Here is a 19,991-nt window from a genome sequence, read left to right on the forward strand (position 1 = left end):
CACGCATTCGCTTCTTGGCCGCCTCGCTCAATCGCTTTTGCACCATACCCATATTCTCCAGGAACAAGCCTGAAGACATAACGCAAGAGCGACACAACGGTTGTCATGTGTTTAGAGAAGATCAATAAGCCATCTGTGCATGGCGCGCCTGCGCGCCATGCCGGAAGTTCTCGGCAGGCGGGCTCCAGGGCCCGCGTTTGTGCTTTGAAGTCAGGGACAAGATGAAGCGCTCCGCATGGCAAGCCGGATTCACCTTGGTGGAACTGGTGATCGTGTTGGTCCTGGTGGGGATCCTCAGTGCCTACATCATCGCGCTCAACACCAATTCGTCCGCCCTTACCGCCCGGTCCCAGGCGGACAAGCTCGCCTCCGACATCCGCCACGCTCAATCGCTGGCCATGACCTGGAGCCAGCCGCTGCAGTTCAATATCAGCGCGACCGGCTACAGCATCCGCTGCACGAGTACCACGGCGGGCTCGCCCTGCAACAACACGCCTTCGACGGGCGGCACGGTCACCGACCCGGCCACGAACGCGGCCTTCCAGAACACCCTGGGCAGCGGCGTCAGCTTCGCTGCCCGCCCCACTGCATTCACGATCAACACCACCGGCATCCCGACCGTCACAGGCAACAGCTTCCAGCTCAGCGGCGGCGGGACGAGCTTCACTGTGACGGTGGCCACGGGCACCGGAAACATCACGGTGACATCGCCATGAGCACCCTCACTCCACCGCGCCAGCGCGGCTTCACGCTGATCGAGATGATCGCCGTGGTGGTGCTGCTCGGCATCGCCGCCGCGACCATCATCTCGATGCAAGGCAACATCCTCAATCCCCAGCGCAGCGTCGACCTGACCACGGCGCAGGTGTATTCGCGCCTGCAGCAGGCCTGCGCAGAGCAGGTGCTGCTGGTCGAGCGGCAGGATGGCATCGACCAGGTGACGAACGTGTCCGTTACCAACGGCGGCTCGGGCCGATTTGGCACGAACAATTGCGACGCGCTCGTGGCCTACGGGTCGAATCCCATTCCCTCGGTGACGGTGAACGACAACTACACCGGGAGCGCGTGCCCCACAGGCGTCACCTGCAAGCTGGTGACCGTGCAGGAGGGCAGCCTGCCCCCCCTGGTTTTCATGCTGGCCGACTACTGAGGCCGCCATGCGCCAACGCTTCAACTCCAGGCCGACCTCGCAGGGTTTCACCCTCATCGAGCTCGTCATCACTCTGATCCTGCTGGGGATTCTCGCGGTGTTGAGCTCGTCCATCTTCTATGACAACGTCCAGACCAGCGTGGTGCGCAACAAGGCCCAGGGCACGGCCGACCAGGGTCGTTATGTGATGGAACGCATCGCCCGCGAACTGCGTGAGATCAAGTACGACACCACGGCCGGCGCCTACTCCATCACAAGTTCACTGAGCGGCACCCAGACCAGCCTGATCTTCACTCGCAGCGTGCCCAATGCGGCGAACACGGCCTTCACAGATACGCCCATCGCGCTTTGCTACAACTCGGCGACGAAAACTCTCAGTCTGAACTACAACGCAACCGCCTGCCCGACCACGACCCCCACGGCGGTTCTCACTACCCAAGCCGCCGGCTTCAGCCTGGTCTTCGCGGACGGCAACAACAATCTGAGCACCGGGACGATCGCGATCACCACGGCCACTGTGCGCGGCATTGAGGTGACGCTGCAGATGCTGGACAGCGGCGGCACCCTGCCCAGCGGGCAGGCGATCAACCAGACCATGCGTGTTTCGCTGAGGAACCTATGAACACCCGCATGCATCGCCAGCAGCGCGGCATCGCCACCTTGATCGTGGTGCTGCTGCTGATCACCGGCGTGCTGTTCGTGCTTTCGCAGAGCAGCAGCATCCTGCAACAGCGCAGCGACAACACGTCGCAGGACCTGGACAGCCAGGCTGCCGTCATGATCGCCGAAAGCGGCCTCGAACGGGCACAAGCCATCGTCACCCAGGCCCAGCTCCAGGGCACCATGAGTGACGCCACCTGCGGCAGTTCGGGAGTGACCGCGGGCGCGCCCTTCACCATTGGCTCCGGCACGCTGAGCTACGGCACTTCGGTGGCCCTGCCCACCGGCTGTACAGCCAGCCAGTGCACCAGCTGCCAGGTGCAGGCGACAGGCACCGTGGGCAGCGCCAAGCGCACGCTGAACGCGACGTACACGCTGGGCACCGCGTTCGGCGTTGCGGGGCGTGGCACCACCGTGACCATGGTTCTGTCGAACACCTTCAACGCGCCCACGGTCGCCCTCTTCGAACTGGGATGGCGTCGCCAGGGCGCGGGCGGAAATTCGGCAGGCACGAGCACGACGCCCGTGCTGCAGTCTGGCGAAACTTCCACACTGATGTGGAATCTGGAGTCCAGCCAGGGCAACCGCAGCGCTGGTGCGATCGGCACGGGCGTGACCATCGCCGCCAACACGTTCAGCCCGGTCGTCAAGCAGACCCTGAACGCCTCGCGCGACTACGTGGAAGTGGGCGGGCTCTATCCCGCGAAGGCGAACGATGGCAACCCCACCGCCATCTCTACGACGATCGCGGGGACCATCGGGCAGTCCACCATCACGGTCGGATCCAGCAGCAGCCTCGGCGTCGGCATGACTGTGGCTGGCACCGGCATAGGTGCAGGCGCGCGCATCAGCGCCATCAGCGGCACCACGGTGACTCTGTCCGTGGTCAACACTGCCGGGGTCACAGGCAATGGCTCGTTCAAGTATGACTACCCGCTCATCCTGGGCTCGTACTACGGCAACAGCAACCAGAACCCGCAGACTGCCTTCTCGACCAACAGCGCGACGGCGGGCAGCGTCCTGAATGGCAGCGACCCGGCCGACACCACAGCTTGCGAGTACGGCTCGTCGACCACGCCGGTGGTACCCAACCCCGGTGCCCAGGGGGGCACCTATCAGAAGTGCCGCACCTGGTGCCTAGATCGCACCTCCACGGCGACCAAGGGCGATCCGGGCAAGGCAGACACACTGGTTTTCGGCATTTCGCCGCGGAGCGGCTCAGTGGCGGACGTCATCAATTCGGTCAGCTTCAACACCGCCGCATCCGGTGGCACGTACAACTTCCCGGCGCAAAACCTGGCCCTGAACAAGCTGGTGCACTTCCCGAACACGGACGGCTCCACGAGCACCGCGTCCGGCGCCGTGTATTCGGAAGAGTGGTACTACCACAACCTGCCCTACACCTCGTCGGGCGCCAGCGGCTTCGGCGCCTCGGCTTACAGGGCCGTGGTGCTGGGGTCGGCGGGCACTGCCACGCTGACGCTCTCCACGGGAATCACCCCCGGCGGCGCTTCATTGAGCGCGACATCCGTCAGCGGCCCGATTTGCGTCGGCGACACGATCAACCTGGTGGCAGGCAGCAACAACAACAAGGTGTCCGGTAGGACGATCCTGAGCACGCCCGGCGGCGCTCAGTGCAGTTCGTCGGGTGGGACATACAACCTGGACCCGGCGAACCCGATTGGCAACGGCAGCAATGGTACGGTTAGCGGCAACGTACTTACCTTCACTTCCAAGACATTCTTCCCGACATCGTCGCTCAATACGAACCCGCTGCCGACAGGCGCAACCGTGAGTACCACCACGACCTCGGGCGGTACGGCGACGTTTGTCAACGGCGCGACGACTTACACATACTACCCACTGACTGCACCGATCGCCGGCACGAACATCCTGGCGTATGCAGGCCAGACGTCCGAAACGGCGACCGTCGATGGCGCAAGCCAAACTGTGTACCGGATCTACGTTCCCCCTGGCACGCCACTGCCACAGGTGCCGTACAGCTACACGGACACCACGACCACCCCCTCGACCACCAGGTACATCGACACCATTCTGCAGGTCTACAAGACGGTTCTTACCGGTGGGGTGGTCGTGCCCCTCCAGGCTGGCGCGAAGGTGGCGACGGTCGATCCCACCACCAACAGTTTTACGGTCGTGAACAACAACAGTTCGGGAACTCCGGTCCCGCCGGGGTTCGTGGGCGTGCAACTGTGCGGTGGCATCTGTGCCCTGTTCAGCGACCCAGGCAACTTGAATGGCGCGGCGGTGACGACCGGCTTCACGGTCAACAAATCCACCAACACCGCCCAGTGGGCCAGTGGCTTCATGTGCCTGAGCGGCGTGTACGGCCCCAACATCGTGCCGATCCAGAGCTCGGTCATCAAGGACAGGCGCTGGTGGGAATCGGTCCAGTGACAGCAACGACGACGTAGACCGCGAAGCGAACGAAAGGAAAAACCATGTGCCCGCAAGATTTCGAGATGACCCGTTCGTTCATGGTGGAACAGGCGCCTCCGCCGCCGGTCGACTTCACCCTGCCTGAACCCGAGCCTTCAGACGCTGCCGCGGCACAGGCCGCGGCCGCCAAGCTGAATGCGCCCTTCATCGACCTGCGCCGGCATGACTTCCTGCCGCAGACCGTGAAGCTGCTGAGCGAAGCCCAGGCCCGGCGCTTCAAGGCCCTGGTGCTGGAGGACAAGGGCGACACCTTCCTGGTCGGCTTCGTGGACCCCTGGGACCTGCGCGCCCAGGACGAGATCGCCAACATCCTCAGGAAACCTGTGGATGTGGCCGTCATCACGCCCAGCCACCTGACCGACACGATCGAGCGCGTCTACCGCAAGACCGAACAGATCGGCCAGTTCGCACGCGAGGTGGGCGAGGACGTGATCGTCGAGGACAACGCCATCGACCTGATGGCCCTGAGTGGCACGCTGGACGAGGCGGACGCCCCCATCGTCAAGCTGCTGCAGTCCATCTTCGACGATGCGGCCCGGGTGAATGCTTCGGACATCCACTTCGAGCCGCAGGAAAAGAGCATGCGGGTGCGCTTCCGCATCGACGGCCTGCTGCACGTCCAGCTGGATGCCGACAAGCGCATCGCGCCCACCCTCGTGGTGCGCCTGAAGCTGATGGCCGGCCTGGACATCGCCGAGCGCCGCCTGCCGCAGGACGGCCGCTTCAACGTGAAGTCCGGCGACTCGCGCTTCGACATCCGCATGTCCAGCATGCCCACGCAGTTCGGTGAATCGGTGGTGCTTCGCCTGCTGCGCCAGGACTCGCAGCGCTTGAAACTCACCCAGATCATGACGCGCCGCGCCCGCCTCGTTTTCGAGAAGGCGCTGTCCGCACCGCACGGCATGATCCTGGTCACCGGTCCCACCGGCTCCGGCAAGACGACCACCCTGTACGCGGCCATCGACCAGCTGAACACGCCCGACGTCAAGATCCTCACCTGCGAGGACCCGGTGGAATACCGGCTGGGCGGCGTGAACCAGGTGCAGATCAACGAAAAGATCGAGCTCACCTTCGCGAGAGTGCTGCGCTCCTTCCTGCGCCAGGACCCGGACATCCTGCTCGTCGGCGAAATCCGTGACCAGGAAACGGCCGATATCGCGGCACGCGCCGCCATGACGGGCCACCTGGTGCTCTCCACCCTGCACACCAACGATGCGGTGTCCACGCCGCTGCGCCTGATCGACATGGGCGTGCCGGGCTACCTGATCGCCTCCAGCCTGCTGGCCGTCGTGTCGCAGCGGCTGCTGCGACTGAACTGCCCCAACTGCGCGGCCAACGACGAGCCCACGGCCGACCACCTGGAGTGGTTCCGCCAGCATGTGAGCGAGGAAGAGATCAACCTCGCCAAGTTCCGCAAGGGCAAGGGTTGCGTGCGCTGCAACGGCAGCGGCTACCTGGGCCGTCGTGGCGTCTTCGAGATCATCGAGATGACGCCCGAACTCGCCGTGTCGCTGCAACACAGCGACCCGAGCGAGTTCGAGCGCCAGGCGCGCATCCAGATCGGCCAGTACACCATGGAGCGCAATGCGGTCGAACTGGTGCTGACAGGTGAAACCACCATCGACGAAGCCATCAAGATCGCCGCCGGCGGCGAGATGTAAGCGGTACCGGGGCAAGGAGCGCATCAATGGACGTCTACGAGTACATCGGCCGGAACAAGCGCGGCGAAGCCATGCGCGGTTCCATGGAGGCCCTGAGCCCCCAGGCGGTGGCAGCCTGGCTGGCGGGATCCGAAATCTCGCCGGTCTCGATCCGCCTTCAGTCCACCCAGGCGGCGAAAACGCCGGAGTGGCTCGTCCGCCTCAAGGGCAGCGACAAGGTCCACGACAAGGACCTGCTGCTCTTCACGCGGCAGATGGCCAACATGGTGAAAGCCGGCCTGCAGGTGATCGAGGCCATCGAGGGCATACAGCGCTCCACGTCCAGCCTCGCGCTGAGCAAGGTGCTGGGCGCGATCCGCGAGGACCTGGACCGCGGCGCCGTGCTGAGCACCGCCTTCGGCCGCCACCCCGACGTCTTTACGGACTACTACGTGAACATGGTCAAGGTGGGCGAAGGCACGGGTGAGTTGGAGGATGCTTTCCACAACCTGTACAAGCAGCTGGATTTCGACCGCCAGATGCGGCTGCGCATGAAGACCGCGATGCGTTATCCCACCTTCGTGGTGATCGCACTTTTCATCGCGATTTCGGTGGTGACACTGTTCGTCATCCCGAAGTTCTCGACGACCTACGCCAACATGCATGTGGAGCTCCCGCTGCTGACCCGCTTGTTGGTGGCCACCTCGAACTTTGCGGTGAGCTACTGGTGGCTGATCCTGTTCGGCGCGGGCGTCGTCTATTACATCGTGCAGATGGTCCTGCGCAGCGCCGACGGCCGTTACAGCTGGGACAAGTGGAAGCTGCGCCTGCCCGTGGTGGGTGAGGTGCTGACCAAGGCGACCATCGCGCGCTTCTCGCGCAGCTTCGCTACCGCGCTGAAGGCCGACGTGCCCATCGTGATGGCCTTCCAGCTGGTGGCTAAGGTGGTGGACAACACATTCTTCGAGGACCGGATCCTGGCCATGCGCCGGGGCGTCGAACGCGGCGAGGTGATGAGCCGCGTCATGCGCACCTCGGGCATCTTCTCGCCCCTGGAACTGCAGTTGATCCAGGTCGGCGAACGCACGGGCGAGGTGGACCGGGCCGTGGAGGACATCGCCGAGATGTACACCGAGGAAGTGGAGTACGCGGTGGACCGCCTCAGCCAGTCGATCGAACCCATCCTGCTGGTGCTCATGGGCGTGCTGGTCCTGATCCTCATCCTGGGCATCTTCCTGCCGCTGTGGGACCTGGGCGCGGCATCGCTGCACCGAGGGCAATGAACGCGCTGACACGAGGAACCGAGTCGATGACCTTGAAGCACCGAAAGCAGCAGGCAGGGTTCACGCTGGTCGAGATGATCATCGTGATGGTCTTGATCGGGATCCTGTCGGTTGTCGCGCTGCCCAGGTACCTCGACTATTCAGCGACCGCCAAGCAGAAGGCCCTCCAGACGGCCGCCAATGCGATCTCGGCGGCTGCCACGGCCAACTACACGCGCAAGCGGACCGGGCTGAATGGCGTGGCGGTGACGTCCTGCGCGGCTGCGGCAGGGCTTGCCAGCATCGAATCCGGCATGGCTGTGAGCGCGGTCTCGGCCAGCCTGAGTTCGGGGGTGATCGGGCAATGCAGCATCAATTACACCGGCAGCTCCGCCCTTTCCAGTCCGGTCGTCTTTTCGGTGATCGGCGCATGACCCGTACACACACCCAGCGGGGCTTCACGCTGGTCGAATCCATCATCGTGATGACGGCCATCGGCATCCTGGCGGCGGTGGCGATTCCCAAGTACATCGACGCGAAGTCGCAGGCCAAGCTTGCGGCGCTCAAGGGCGCGGCAGATGCCATTTCCGCCGCGGCCGCTCAGAACTACGCCTTGAGGCAATCGGGAGCGTCATCCTACACGACGGTCAACACCTGCAGTGCGGCGGCGGCACTGGCCGGTGTGCCCAGCAACATGGTCGTCACGGGAACGAGCAGCGTACCCACGGCTGGTGTATTGGGCAGCTGCGTGATCAATTACAGATCACCTGACGCCTTGGCCACGGGCTATACCTTCAAAGTGATGGGTGCCTGAAGGACTCTGGCAGGCTGGTGCTATGCCGGGATGACACAAGCATGGCCGGTCAGGAATCCGCGGGGCTGACATTTAAACGGCTCGGGCTCCTCACTCCGGCCCCATCGCCTGCATTTCCAGCAGCAGCGATTCCGCATCCTCATCCGCAGGGTAGAACAGCTCCACGCTCAGTTCGGCCAGCGTGATGTCGCCCGGCATGCCGAAGCTGGTGAGCGTCGTGAACAGCGAAAGCCGCCCCTGCGGCAGCCGCAGCACGCAAGGCAGAAGCAATGGCGGTGGCTCACCCGAAGGGTCGGTGCGTCCTGCACGCGCCCATGCAGCCACCCCAGGATAGGCAAGCACCTCCTGCTCCAGGGCCGAGAGAGACGGGTCACCCGAGGCGACCACATGCCGCCTCAGCGTCTGCAGCAGGTAGCCAGCCCAATCGCCGAAGTTCTCGGTCAGTGGCGCCAGACCTTCGGGGTGCAGGCTGGCGCGGAAGACGTTGAGCTTCGGCTCACGCAGGTGTGCGGGTAACGGCGCGACCAGGGCCAGCGCGCTGCGGTTGGCCAGCACCACATTCCACATCCGGTCGAGTACCAGGCCTGGGTACGGCTCGTGCGCCTTGAGCAACCGGTCCAGCGCGCTTCGCACGGGCTGCAGCCCTGCTTCGTCCAGCGTGCGTGCGCTGTAGCGCGGTGCGTAGCCAGCCGCCAGCAGCCACTGGTTGCGCTCACGCAGGGGAATCTCCAGCGCATCCGCGAGGGCGTCCAGCATGGCCGGGCTGGGCCGGGCACGGCCGGTCTCGATGAAGCTCAGGTGGCGGGTGGACACGCCCACGTCCAAGGCCAGGTCCATCTGGCTGCGCCGGCGCCGGGTGCGCCAGTCACGCAGGTGCTCGCCGACCTTGCGCGGGTGGGTGACCAAGAGACTTTGTGCAGCTTGTGGCATGGGATGGTCGGTTGGATCGGTGTTGCACTTGCTGGGACCACGCGTCCCGCACCGCCGACATCATGCCGCGCGCGACGGGCGGAGCAAGGAGCCCGGCTGTCATGCTCCCTCGAGCCGGGTTAGGCCGCCATTACCTGCGAGGTCATCGCCAAGACGCAGGCCATCGGCAACACTGCCGCATCGCTCCAGAAAGGGATGCACCATGAACTCGTCCGCCCTCCTCCCCCTCGCTGTGGCCCTGTTGATCGGCGTGCCCGCCTTGGGATCCTGCATCGGTATCGGCCTGGCCTCGATGAAAATGCTGGAAGCCAGCGCGCGCCAGCCCGAGCTGATGGGCGAACTGCAGACCCGATTCTTCCTTGCCGTTGGCGTCACCGATGGCGCCTTCATCATCGCAACCGGCATCGGGCTGTGGTTCGCAACCGCGAACCCATTCCAGTAAGGCCCTGGTCCATGCCGCAACGGGCGCCTGACCCGCTCGTGCCCAGCTGCATCAGACTGAGCAGCCAGGCCAACACATGCGCACGCACAAAGCAAAAAACCCTGCTACGGATTCCATAGCAGGGTTTCAGGCAGCCACGAGGGCAGATCTGGTGGGACGTGCGTGACTCGAACACGCGACCAACGGATTAAAAGTCCGCTGCTCTACCAACTGAGCTAACGTCCCATGCAGCAAAGCCTTCGATTATAGCCTCAACTTTGCGGCTTTTTTCGCAAGCTCATCAAGAACCCAGCCGGCCGCGCACTGGCCGAAGGTGGCGGTGACGCTGACGACCGAGCCGTAGCCGTGGCAGTTCAGGCTGCCATCGCCCTCGATGGCACAGGACGCGTCCGGCGGGGCCACGGGTTCGCGGCTGAAGACACAGGTGACGCCGATGCGCTTGCCCTCGCGCCGGGCACCGTGGAACTTGCGCAGCCGGTAGCGCAGCTGGGCGAGCAGCGGGTCGTGGGTGACCTCCGACAGGTCCGCCACGTCGACCCGGTGCGCCAGCCGCTTGCCCCCGGCCGCCCCGACCGAGATGAACAGCACCCCGGCACGCATCGCCCAGGCCGCCATCGCCACCTTGGCCTTGACGTCGTCGCAGCAATCGATGACGGCGCTCACGCCCGGCGGCAGCAAGGCCGGCCAGTTCTCGGGATCCACGAATTCATCGACCGCATGGACCACGCAACCCGGGTTGATGCGCGCGATGCGCTCGGCCATGGCCTGCACCTTGGCCTGGCCCACCGTGGTGTCCAGCGCGTGGATCTGCCGGTTGATGTTCGATTCGGCCACGTGGTCCAGGTCCACCAGCGTGAGCTCGCCCACGGCGCTGCGGGCCAGCGCCTCCGCCGCCCAGGACCCCACGCCGCCCACGCCCACCACGGCCACGTGCGCCGCGCGCAACCCGGCCGCGCCGGCCAGGCCATAGAGGCGCTCCAGCCCGCCGAAGCGGCGCTGGAGGTCCAGGGTTTCATCGAGATGGGTCACGGGCGGGTCCTTGGCGCCCGATTCTAGGAGGCTGCGCGGGCGCAGCCGCCGCAGCCTCCCAGCGCCGCGTCAGCGCAGCTTGGCCAGGCGCTCGCGCGCGGCGCCTGCCGCTTCCGACTGCGGGTAGGTGCGCATCAGCTCGTCGAGGGTGCGCCGGGCGCCGGTGTTGTCCTTGAGCTCGATCTGGCAGTTGGCAATGGACAGCAGCGCCTCGGGGGCACGCGGGTTGTCCGCGGCGCTGGACAGCAGCGTGCGGAAGTTGCCGATCGCGCCCTTGTAGTCGCGGTTGGCGTACTGCGCATTGCCCAGCCAGAACAGCGCCGTCGGGCGGAAGCCGCTTTGCGGGTACCGCTGCAGGAACTGGGTGAACGCCGCCTGTGCCGAGGGGAAGTCGCCCTTGCGGAAGATGGCGAGCGCGGCCTCGTAGTCGGCGGATTCCCGCGGATCGGCCGTGAACTCGCGCCCGTCCACAGTGACCTTGGCCGGCTCGACCTTGCGCAGGCGGTCGTCCACGCCCTGCACGATGTCCTTCTGGCGGCGCTGCAGGTCGGCGATGTCGCGCTGCAGCTGCTCGTTCTGCCCGGTCAGTCGGGCGACGTCGCCGCGCAGGGCCTCGATCTGGGACTGCAGGTCCAGCAGGCTGCGGCGCAGCTGTTCGGTGTCCTGCGACTGGCGGTCCGAGGTCTGGCGCTGCGCATCGGCACGTTGGCGCAGCTCCAGGATGGCGCGCCGCGCCTCGTCGTCCTCGAACAGGGCAGCATGCGCGGGGCCTGCCAGCAGGCCGGCCGCCAGGGCGCTGGCCGCCGCCACGGCGCGCCACGGGAAGCGGGAGGTGAAGGTGAAGCTCGCCATCGTCATCAGCGGTACACGATCTCGGCGCGGCGGTTCTGTGCCCAGGAGGCTTCGTCACTGCCGGTGGCGACAGGCTTCTCCTTGCCGAAGCTCACGGCCTCCATCTGGATGTCCTGCACGCCCAGCAGCGCGAGCGCCTTGCGTACGGCCTCGGCGCGGCGCTGGCCCAGGGCCAGGTTGTATTCGCGCCCGCCACGCTCGTCGGTGTGGCCCTCGATGGCGATGCGCCGGCCCGGGTTCGCCTTGAGGAAGCGGGCGTGCGCCTCGATCAGGCCCTGGTACTCGGGCTTGATCACGTTGCTGTCGTAGTCGAAGTAGACCAGTCGGGCCACGTTGACCGGGCCTTGGCTGGTGGCGCCGGACGCATCGCTGACCACGGGCGCCACCTGGCTCTGCCCGCCCCCACCGGCCGTGCCGGGCTGCTGGCCCACGGCCTGCGGGGTCTTGCTGTCCACCGGCACATTGTCGAGCGGAACGCTCGAGCAGCCGACCAAGGCCAGTGCGAACGCGCCGGCCACGAAATAACGCTGGAACATCCAATCTCTCCTTGCCAAGTTCTTCATTTCTGGAACGGGCCCCAGTCGGGCTCGCGGATGTCACCGCCCTGCCCGGCCAGCCGGGCCTTGATCTTGCCGTCCAGGGTGGTCGTCATCAGCGACTCCCGGCCATTCTGCCGCGTCGCGTAGACGATCAGGCGGCCGTTGGGCGCGAAGCTGGGGCTCTCGTCGGCGACCGTGTCGGTGATCGAGCTGACGTTGCCGGTGGCCATCTCCATCACCTGCAGCTTGAACTGGCCGCTGATGCGCGAGATGTAGGCCAGCCAGCGCCCGTCCGGGCTGATGCTGGGCGAGATGTTGTAGCTGCCCGTGAAGGTGACGCGCTCCGGGTTGCCGCCGCCCGCCGGCATGCGGTAGATCTGCGGCGCGCCGCCCCGGTCGCTCACGAAGTAGATGCTGCGCCCGTCGGCCGAGTAGACGGGTTCGGTGTCGATCCCGCTGGACTGCGTGAGGCGGCGCGGCTCACCGCCATTGGCGTCGATGGTGTAGAGCTGCGAGCCGCCGTCGCGGCTCAGCGTCACGGCCAGGGTGCGGCCGTCCGGCGACCAGGCCGGGGCACTGTTGGACCCCTTGAAGTTGGCGATCAGCCGCCGCTTGCCCGTCGCCACTTCGTGCACGTAGACCACGGGCTTGCGCGACTCGAAGGACACGTAGGCCAGGCGGCTTCCATCGGCCGACCAGGCCGGCGAGATGATGGGCTCGGTGCTGGCCAGCGCGGACTGCGCGTTCTCGCCGTCGGCGTCGGCCACCCACAGGTTGTAGCGGTTGCCGGCCTTGGTGACGTAGGCGATGCGGGTCGAGAAGACACCGCGCTCGCCGGTCAGCTTCTCGTAGATGAAGTCGGCGATGCGGTGCGCCGCCAGCCGCAGGTCGCCCACGGTGACGGCGTAGCTCTGGCCGCCCAGGTCCTGGCCGCGCACCACGTCCCAGAGGCGGAAGCGCACGTCCCAGCGGCCGTCGGCCAGGCGGGTCGCGCTGCCCACGGAGAGCGAGTCGGCGCCGCGCTGGCGCCAGGGGGTGAGGTCGGGCCGGCTGGATTCGTCCAGCGCGGCACCCGCCGCGTCGACGGCACGGAACTGGCCACTGCGCTCCAGGTCGGCCTGGATGATGGCGGAAATCTTTTGCGGCGCCTGCGCCTCGCCCCGGAAGGGCGCGATCGCGAACGGCAGTTGGGTCAGGCCCACGCCGCTCACCTCGACACGGAACTGCGCCAGCGCAGGCACGCAGGTCGCAAGCAGGAGGCCGGCGCTGAATGCGCGGCGCGCGAGAGAGATTTCTGCCATCAGCAGTCGTGTCCTTTCATTGGAAAAAGGGCGCACTCGCCATCATGGTGGACAATGCCAACCGATGAGCACCGCCCGCCTGTCCGTGATCATTGCCGCGAAAAACGAGGCGCACCAGATTTCTGATTGCATTCGCAGCGTTTCGTTCGCTGATGAAGTGATCGTACTAGATTCGTCCAGCGTCGATGGCACCGAGCGCGTGGCTCGCGAGGCCGGCGCGCAGGTCCACGTCACCGACTGGCCCGGCTACGGCCCGCAACAGTTGCGGGGCATCCGGCTGGCCACGGGTGACTGGGTACTTTCCCTGGACGCCGACGAGCGCGTCTCCCCCGCCCTCAAGGATGAGATCCTGCAGGCCATCCGTGAACCGCGAGCCGAGGGCTACCGGCTGCCCCGCCATTCCAGCTTCTGCGGCCAGTTCATCGACCATTCAGGCTGGCGGCCCGACTACACGCTGCGCCTGGTGCGGCGGGATCTTGCCGGCTTCACCGACCATTTCCTGCACGCCCACATGACGGTGGACGGCCGCAAGGCCGACCTGAGGCAGCCCATCATCCACTACAGCTACCGCGACCTGGACGACGTGCTGGACAAGCTCAACCGTTATTCGCGCGGAGCGGCGATCGACCTGCAGCGCAAGGGGCGCCGGTCATCGCTTTCGCGCGCCCTGGCCAGCGGCTTCTTCGCCTTCGTGCGCACCTATGTGCTGCGGCAGGGGTTCCGCGACGGCCGCATGGGCTTCGTGCTGGCGCTCTACAACGCGCAGACCACCTACTACAAGTACCTGCGGCTGTGGATGATGGACCGTGAGACCGCCAAGGCCCCGGTCAATCCCAGATGATCTTGCCGCCCTGCGTGTAGCCGCGCATCGTCATGCCGTAACGGGCGAGCTCTTCTTCGCGCCAGGTCTGCAGCTGGCGGTTGCGCGCCGCCTTGTCGAGCTTGCGGCGCAGCCAGGACTTGCGCAGCAGCTTGTAGTTGTAGCGGTAGCCCAGGCCGGCCTTCTGCCGCAGGCCACGCTCCTGCTTCATGGCGGTCTGTGTGATCGAGCCGAAGTGATGCAGCCAGGAGGCGCCGGTGGTGCCGCCCTGGATGCCGCCCTTGTCCATCTCGTGGAAGAACAGCGTGTCTTCGTAGCCGAGCAGCTTGGGCACGGGCTGGAAGTAGCCGATGTCCATCCACACCGAGCGGTGCACCGCCAGGCACACCGCGTGGCACCAGCCCACCCGCATGGCCTCGTGCATCTTTGCGCCGGCCTGCGCCGCGAAGGTGTCGAAGTCATAGTCGCACAGGCCTTCGACCAGGGAAGGCGAGATGACGCGCAGCCCGGCCTTCTTCGCCGCGCCGATGAGGTCCTCGATCCAGTGGGCGCTGACCAGCACGTCGTTGTTCATGATGATGGTCCACTCGGCCTGCAGCGCGAGTGCACCCTGGTTCCAGGCCACGCCGCAGCCCAGGTTGTCCTGGTTGTAGATGCGGCCACCCAGCGGCAGCGTCGCCAGGTACTCGCGCGTGGCGTCCTTGGAGCCGTTGTCCACCACCACCAGTCGGTCCAGGGGTGTTCCGTGGCGCACCATGCTCTCGATGCACTGGCGCGTGTAGTCGAGCTGGCCGTAGCAGGCGAAAGTGAGGGCGTAGTCAGTCTTGTCCATGGCGGGAATCCGGCTGCGCGAGCGTGGCGCCGCACAGCAGCGCCGTCATCAGCGCAAAAAGGCTGGCGGTGTATTTCAGGTCGACGACCTCGGTCGACAGGCTGCTGACAGCCAGGCAGATGGCGAAGCACAGGCCCAGGGCGGCGGCACGCCGTCGCTGGGGATGGACGGACTCCAGGTGCCGCGCGCACACCGCGCCGGGCACCAGCAGCAGCAGAAGCGCCGCCAGTCCCCCAGACAGGCCGTGACGCACTGCGTCGCTCACCACCTGGTTGTGAAAGGCCGAGTGGAAGGACGCGCGCACGGCCTCGGGCGTGGCATAGGGGAAGTCCGTCTCCGGCGCCGGGGGGCGGTGCGCCGTGTCACCCACGCCGGCCAGGGGATGGCGTGCCACCAGGTCGCCCGCGATGCGCACGAAGGTGATGCGGTAGCCCAGGGAGGTTTCGGGTTGCGGCTTGTCGAAGGAATAGGTGTGCAGGTCCGCGATGGCTTCCTGCACCCTCTCCTGCACCCGGTGCACCGTGAAGTAGGCGCTGCTCGCCAGCAGCGCCACGGCGGCCAGCGTCACCAGCGGCACGGTGGCCGGGCCCAGCCGCCATCGGGCCGGGAGGTTCAGGTGCAGCCAGCAGGCCAGCACCAAGGGGATGGCCAACCAGCCCGACCGCGACCCGGAGAGCACGGACAGCGCGAGGCCCAGGCCCAGCGTCACCAGTCCCGCCAGGCCCTGGGCGAGCGAGCTTCGCCGGCCCGCCCGGGTGCTCAGGCCCATCAGCCCCATCAGCCCGAACGTCAGGGACAGGTACCCGAACACCAGCGGGTCGACAAACGCAGTGGTCATGCGATCCTCGGGCCAGTGGGCTGGCTGGCCAAACCAGGCACGATGCGCCACGACGATAAAAAGCGATGCGGGCAACACCCAGCGCAGCCAGCGCCCTGCATCGAAGCCGGTGCGGGCGACGCACAGGAACACCGGGATGGCCAGCGCCAGGCGCAGCGGCGCGTCGAACTGGGGCAGGTAGCCATCGCGACGAAGCGCCGCGCTGAACAGGGTCGCCAGCAGCGGCGCAGCCAGCGCCAGCACGACGGCCTGGCGCTGGCTGCGCAAGGCCGTGTCGGGCGGCGGAAGATCGCCCGTCACCAGCAGGAGCGTGGCGCCCAGAAAGGCGAGGTACAACAGGGAGCTGGTCCAGCCCTGCACGGTCATCGCGAACAGGGGGACGGCGCACGCTACCAAGGGAACGGCGCGGACAAGCGTCCTGGCCCAGGGCTTCATCGGTTCTTTCAACAGGCAGGCGCTGCCCTGGGGGCCGCGCGGAATTGCCCGATAATAACTGTCCGCATGCAGCCTGCCTCTTCTTCGGCCCCTGACGCCACGGTGACTGCGCCCGCTTCCGCAGACCCCGCCATGGCCAGCCTGGCGCAGCGCCTCAAGCGCTTCCGTCCGTATATCGCCGACACCCGACGTTTCTGGGTGGTGGTGATCATCGCGACGGCCATCACCTCGGCCACCGAGCCGATGGTCCCCGCCCTGCTCAAACCCTTGCTGGACGATGGCATCCAGGCCCGGGCGTTGAACCTGTGGCTGGTTCCCGCCGCGCTGCTGCTGCTCTTCGCCGTCCGCGGCACGGCCGGGTTCATCGCCGACGTGGTGCTGGCCCGCATCGCCAACGACGGCATGCTCCGCATGCGCAAGGCTTTGTTCGCGCGAATGCTGGACGTGCGCCTCGACGTACTGCGCGGCGAATCCGCGAGCTCGCTGTCCAACAGCATCGTCCATGAGATGCAGAACGCCACCACCCAGTTGGTGAACGCCCTGACCGGCGCTCTCAAGGACGGGCTGGCGGCCATCGCCCTCCTCTGCTATGTGGTCTACATCGACTGGAAGCTGACGCTGATCGTGGGCTTCATGGGCCCCGCGGTGGCCTGGATCATGCGCACGGCCTCGCGTCGCCTGCATCGTCTGGCCAAGAGCAGCCAGACCGCCACCGTCGACCTGGCTTACGCGGTGGAAGAGAACATGGCTGCCAACCGCATGGTGCGCCTGCACGGTGCGCAGGAGCGGCAGGCCCGGCGCTTCGAAGCACTGAGCCTGACGCTGCGTCGGCTGGCCATGAAGTCGTCTGTCGCGCAGGCGGCCATCACGCCCCTGATGCACATGGTGGCGGCAGCCGCGCTGTCGACCATCATCTGCGTGGCGCTGTGGCAGTCCTCGGGCAAGCTGACGGTGGGAGGCTTCGCAGCCTTCGTGTCGGCCCTGCTGATGCTGATCGCGCCCGTCAAGCGCCTTTCCGAGGCCACCAGCCCCATCACCCGGTCCCTGGCCCTGCTGGAGCGTTCCTTCGACCTGATCGAAAAGACGCCTGCCGAGCGAGGCGGCGATTTCGACCCGGGGCGGGCACGAGGCGACATGGCGTTCGACGCGGTGCGCGTGGTCTATCCCGGCGCCACCGCGCCGGCACTGGACGGCCTGAGCCTGTCCATCCGCGCTGGCGAGACCGTGGCCCTGGTGGGCCCCTCCGGCTCGGGCAAGACCACCCTGGCCAACCTGCTGCCGCGCTTCGTGGACCTCGCGGCCGGCGAGGTCCGGCTGGACGGGCACCCGATCGGTGACTGGTCCCTGCCCGCCCTGCGGCGGCAGATCGCCCTGGTCAGCCAGGACGTGGTAATGTTCAACGACACGCTGGCGGCCAACGTGGCGCTGGGCGACGAGGTCGACCGCGCCCGCGTCATGCGCGCCCTGGAGGCCGCCAACCTGGCCGAGCTGGTGGCCAGCCTGCCTCAGGGCATGGACACCAGCGTGGGCCATAACGCCACTTCCCTGTCCGGCGGCCAGCGCCAGCGCCTGGCCATCGCCCGTGCCGTTTACAAGGATGCGCCGGTGCTGATCCTGGACGAGGCGACCTCGGCCCTGGACAACGAGTCCGAACGCCTGGTGCAGGACGCGCTGCGCAAGCTGATGGCCGGGCGCACGACGCTGATCATCGCCCACCGCCTGTCGACCATCGAGCATGCCGACCGGATCGCCGTGCTGGAGGGTGGCCGGCTGCTCGAGTGCGGGTCGCATGCCGAACTCCTGGAGCGCGGCGGCCTGTATTCGCGCCTGCACTCGTTGGGCGCGGCCGGCGCGCTGGTGTCTTGAGGCCGGGCCGCGTGAGGAGCATTCTCGTCGTGGTCACACGGCAGATCGGCGACGTGCTGCTCACCACCCCCCTCATCCGCGCCGCGCGCCAACGCTGGCCCGGGGCCGCCATCGACGTGCTGGGATTCCAGGGCACGCTCGGCATGCTGAAGGGCAACCCGGACGTGCGTCAATGCATCACTACCCCGCCACGCCTCGGCCTCGCCGGCGGGTGGGGGCTGGCCCGCGCGCTGTGGAACCGCTACGACCTCGCCTTGGTGGCCGACATCGGCGACCGGGCACACCTCATCGGCTGGGTCGCAGCCCGCGGCCGCGCCGGCATCCTGCCCGCGCGCAACGGCAGCAACTGGTGGAAGAAGGGGCTGCTGCAGCATGTTGTCATCGCGGCGGGTGACCTGGGCGAGACGCACGTCGTCCAGGAGAAGCTCGCCCTGCTCTCCCCCTGGATGGATGTGCGCGGGCTGCACCCGGAGGTGGTGCCTCCGCCGCCTGCTGCCTTGCCGGCCGCGCTGCAGGCGCGGCTTGCACCGGGGCATGTGGTGGTCCACGCGCCCTCCATGTGGCCCTACAAGCAGTGGCCGCCGGAGCACTTCGGGGCCCTCATCGCAGGGCTCGCCGCGGCAGGCCGCCAGGTGGTGCTCACCGGCGGGCCCTCCGAGGCCGATCGCAGGCTGGTCGCCTCCCTGCTGGCGGCAGCGCCGGCGGGCCAGGCCATCGATGCCGGGCTGCTCGATTTCAGCCAGTTGGTCAGCCTGCTCGCGGGATCCGCCTTGTACATCGGGCCGGACACCTCGGTCTCGCACCTCGCCGCGGCCTGCGGCATCCCGGTGCTGGCGATCTTCGGGCCGACGAACCCGCAGCGCTGGGCGCCCTGGCCCTCCGGCGGCGAGGCCCCGGCGCGGCCGATCCGCTTCGTGCGTCGCAGTGCGCAACAACGGGCTGGCTCGGTCACCGTGCTGCAAGACGAGCGCGACTGCGTGCCCTGCGGCAAGGCCGGCTGCGAAGACCACCGCCTCAGCCGCAGCGACTGCCTGCCTTCGATCCGGCCCGAGCGCGTCACCTCGCAGGCCCTGCAGATGTTGGAGGACTCCCGCGCATGAACCCGCGCCATCGCCACGTGCAGGTGGTGTGCCCCGGCGGGGTGATGACCGCAGGCCCGGAAGCCTTGCACCAGTTGGTGGCCGAATTGAACGCCGTCGGCCAACCAGCGTCCATCGTCTACCACCCGTTCGACCGCCGCTTCGACACCCCGGCAGCCTACCGCAAGCACGGCGCGCCAGTGGGCGGCTACGCGCAGGAGGCCGGCACCCTCATCGTCTTTCCAGAGATCTTTGCAACGCAGGCCCTGCGCTGCGCGCCGGCCGAGGGAGCGGTGTGGTGGATGTCGGTCAACAACTTCACCGGCCAGCGCTACATGCGGCCTTGGCGCGACAATCTGCGCTACTGGAAATACGTGCTCAAGGGTCGGGCGCCCTGGGGCGGCGTGAAGGCCTTCGCAGGGCTGCGCAATTTCGCGCAGAGTGACTACGCGCGTGATTTCCTGGCGGGACACGGCCTGGCGTCTGAACCCCTGTCCGACCCCATCCCATTACACCGCCCCGGCCTACCTCGCCGAGCTGCCAGGGCTGCTCGCCACGGCGCGGCGCGAAGACGTGATCCTCTACAACCCGCTCAAGGGCGCACCAGTCACGGCCAGGCTGATGGCAGCCTTCCCGCAGTGGACCTTCCGACCCTTGCGCGGCCTGGACCGGACACAACTCGCCCAGGCTTTCCTGGGGGCGAAGCTCTACATCGATTTCGGCCATCACCCCGGCAAGGACCGCCTGCCGCGCGAGGCGGCCCTCCATGGGTGCTGCGTCATCACGGCCCGCCAGGGCTCGGCCGCGAACGCGGTGGACCTGCCGATTCCGCAAGAGTGCAAGTTCGATGTGCGCGCGCCGGACTTCGTGCAACGCTTCGGCGCGCGAGTCAGCGACCTGTTCGAGCATTTCGAGGCACACAGCCGGGAACTGGAGGGCTACCGGGCGACCATCGCCCAGGAGCCGCTTCGCTGGCGGGAACAGGTGCAGGCCGCATTTCTTTCGGCGGCGCCCTGAGGGCCCTGCGGCGCTTGTCCTCGAA

General features: G+C 67.1%; 20 protein-coding genes and 1 tRNA gene. 13 read left to right on the plus strand and 8 right to left on the minus strand.

Features of this window, described 5'->3' with window-relative positions; genetic code table 11:
• Window positions 1–221: 221 nt before the first annotated feature.
• The 8 genes from IM725_RS01735 to IM725_RS20690 all read left to right on the plus strand — a co-directional run bounded on the left by IM725_RS01735 (window position 222) and on the right by IM725_RS20690 (window position 7,986).
• Window positions 222–716 (plus strand): GspH/FimT family pseudopilin, encoded by a 495-nt coding sequence (locus tag IM725_RS01735; RefSeq protein ID WP_193778844.1) that lies wholly within the window; start codon window positions 222–224, stop codon window positions 714–716.
• Window positions 713–1,150: a prepilin-type N-terminal cleavage/methylation domain-containing protein gene (locus IM725_RS01740; RefSeq protein ID WP_193778845.1), complete on the plus strand. Its 438-nt coding sequence runs from the start codon at window positions 713–715 to the stop codon at window positions 1,148–1,150. Before IM725_RS01735 ends, IM725_RS01740 begins: the two co-directional genes overlap by 4 nt.
• Before the next feature lie 7 nt (window positions 1,151–1,157).
• Complete coding sequence (locus tag IM725_RS01745) at window positions 1,158–1,772, plus strand: PulJ/GspJ family protein (RefSeq protein WP_193778846.1); 615 nt, start codon at window positions 1,158–1,160, stop codon at window positions 1,770–1,772.
• Window positions 1,769–4,228: a hypothetical protein gene (locus IM725_RS01750; protein WP_193778847.1), complete on the plus strand. Its 2,460-nt coding sequence runs from the start codon at window positions 1,769–1,771 to the stop codon at window positions 4,226–4,228. Before IM725_RS01745 ends, IM725_RS01750 begins: the two co-directional genes overlap by 4 nt.
• Before the next feature lie 65 nt (window positions 4,229–4,293).
• On the plus strand, window positions 4,294–5,931 hold the full coding sequence (locus IM725_RS01755; protein WP_193778848.1) for a GspE/PulE family protein: 1,638 nt from the start codon (window positions 4,294–4,296) through the stop codon (window positions 5,929–5,931).
• A 26-nt stretch (window positions 5,932–5,957) separates the two neighbouring features.
• Window positions 5,958–7,193, plus strand: coding sequence for a type II secretion system F family protein (locus IM725_RS01760; RefSeq protein ID WP_193778849.1), 1,236 nt, complete (start codon window positions 5,958–5,960; stop codon window positions 7,191–7,193).
• 26 nt (window positions 7,194–7,219) lie between these two features.
• Entirely contained in the window at window positions 7,220–7,606 is a 387-nt protein-coding gene (locus IM725_RS01765; RefSeq protein ID WP_193778850.1) for a type IV pilin protein, read from the plus strand.
• Window positions 7,603–7,986: a type II secretion system protein gene (locus IM725_RS20690; protein ID WP_193778851.1), complete on the plus strand. Its 384-nt coding sequence runs from the start codon at window positions 7,603–7,605 to the stop codon at window positions 7,984–7,986. Before IM725_RS01765 ends, IM725_RS20690 begins: the two co-directional genes overlap by 4 nt.
• A gap of 90 nt (window positions 7,987–8,076) precedes the next feature.
• On the opposite strand, the gene IM725_RS01775 is transcribed toward IM725_RS20690, so the two are convergent.
• Window positions 8,077–8,892 carry a helix-turn-helix domain-containing protein gene (locus IM725_RS01775; RefSeq protein ID WP_227753501.1) on the minus strand — a complete coding sequence of 272 codons (816 nt, stop codon included), beginning with the start codon at window positions 8,890–8,892 and terminating at the stop codon, window positions 8,077–8,079.
• Window positions 8,893–9,118: 226 nt separating this feature from the next.
• Here IM725_RS01775 and atpE point away from each other — a divergent pair, with 226 nt between their 5' ends.
• Window positions 9,119–9,358 carry a F0F1 ATP synthase subunit C gene (gene atpE / locus IM725_RS01780; protein WP_193778853.1) on the plus strand — a complete coding sequence of 80 codons (240 nt, stop codon included), beginning with the start codon at window positions 9,119–9,121 and terminating at the stop codon, window positions 9,356–9,358.
• 149 nt (window positions 9,359–9,507) lie between these two features.
• On the opposite strand, the gene IM725_RS01785 is transcribed toward atpE, so the two are convergent.
• The 5 genes from IM725_RS01785 to tolB all read right to left on the minus strand — a co-directional run bounded on the left by IM725_RS01785 (window position 9,508) and on the right by tolB (window position 13,079).
• Window positions 9,508–9,583 (minus strand) — tRNA-Lys (locus IM725_RS01785).
• Window positions 9,584–9,601: 18 nt separating this feature from the next.
• On the minus strand, window positions 9,602–10,387 hold the full coding sequence (locus IM725_RS01790; protein WP_287067619.1) for a tRNA threonylcarbamoyladenosine dehydratase: 786 nt from the start codon (window positions 10,385–10,387) through the stop codon (window positions 9,602–9,604).
• A 69-nt stretch (window positions 10,388–10,456) separates the two neighbouring features.
• Window positions 10,457–11,245, minus strand: coding sequence for a tol-pal system protein YbgF (gene ybgF, locus IM725_RS01795; protein ID WP_227753502.1), 789 nt, complete (start codon window positions 11,243–11,245; stop codon window positions 10,457–10,459).
• Window positions 11,245–11,775, minus strand: a complete 531-nt coding sequence (gene pal, locus IM725_RS01800) for a peptidoglycan-associated lipoprotein Pal (RefSeq protein ID WP_193778854.1) — start codon at window positions 11,773–11,775, stop codon at window positions 11,245–11,247. The genes ybgF and pal overlap by 1 nt, the downstream gene beginning before the upstream one ends.
• A 23-nt stretch (window positions 11,776–11,798) precedes the next feature.
• Window positions 11,799–13,079, minus strand: coding sequence for a Tol-Pal system beta propeller repeat protein TolB (tolB, locus tag IM725_RS01805; protein WP_193778855.1), 1,281 nt, complete (start codon window positions 13,077–13,079; stop codon window positions 11,799–11,801).
• 64 nt (window positions 13,080–13,143) lie between these two features.
• Here tolB and IM725_RS01810 point away from each other — a divergent pair, with 64 nt between their 5' ends.
• The gene (locus tag IM725_RS01810) at window positions 13,144–13,920 is read left to right on the plus strand and encodes a glycosyltransferase family 2 protein (RefSeq protein ID WP_193778856.1); all 777 of its coding nucleotides are present in this window, start codon (window positions 13,144–13,146) and stop codon (window positions 13,918–13,920) included.
• On the opposite strand, the gene IM725_RS01815 is transcribed toward IM725_RS01810, so the two are convergent.
• Together IM725_RS01815 and IM725_RS01820 are read right to left on the minus strand one after the other, a co-directional pair.
• Window positions 13,907–14,731, minus strand: coding sequence for a glycosyltransferase family 2 protein (locus tag IM725_RS01815; RefSeq protein ID WP_193778857.1), 825 nt, complete (start codon window positions 14,729–14,731; stop codon window positions 13,907–13,909). The two genes, IM725_RS01810 and IM725_RS01815, sit on opposite strands and share 14 nt — an antisense overlap.
• The gene (locus IM725_RS01820; RefSeq protein WP_193778858.1) at window positions 14,718–15,935 is read right to left on the minus strand and encodes an O-antigen ligase family protein; all 1,218 of its coding nucleotides are present in this window, start codon (window positions 15,933–15,935) and stop codon (window positions 14,718–14,720) included. Before IM725_RS01820 ends, IM725_RS01815 begins: the two co-directional genes overlap by 14 nt.
• A 135-nt stretch (window positions 15,936–16,070) precedes the next feature.
• On the opposite strand from IM725_RS01820, the gene msbA reads away from it, so the two are divergent.
• From msbA to IM725_RS20295, 3 genes are all read left to right on the plus strand, one after another.
• A complete protein-coding gene (gene msbA / locus IM725_RS01825) occupies window positions 16,071–17,870 on the plus strand; it encodes a lipid A export permease/ATP-binding protein MsbA (RefSeq protein WP_193778859.1) in 1,800 nt (599 codons plus the stop codon).
• A gap of 11 nt (window positions 17,871–17,881) precedes the next feature.
• Window positions 17,882–18,970, plus strand: a complete 1,089-nt coding sequence (locus IM725_RS01830) for a glycosyltransferase family 9 protein (protein ID WP_193778860.1) — start codon at window positions 17,882–17,884, stop codon at window positions 18,968–18,970.
• 432 nt (window positions 18,971–19,402) lie between these two features.
• Window positions 19,403–19,966, plus strand: coding sequence for a hypothetical protein (locus IM725_RS20295; protein ID WP_227753503.1), 564 nt, complete (start codon window positions 19,403–19,405; stop codon window positions 19,964–19,966).
• The last annotated feature ends 25 nt before the right edge of the window (window positions 19,967–19,991 follow it).

The sequence above is a fragment of the Ramlibacter aquaticus genome (assembly GCF_015159745.1).
Classification (GTDB): Bacteria; Pseudomonadota; Gammaproteobacteria; order Burkholderiales; family Burkholderiaceae_C; genus Ramlibacter; species Ramlibacter aquaticus.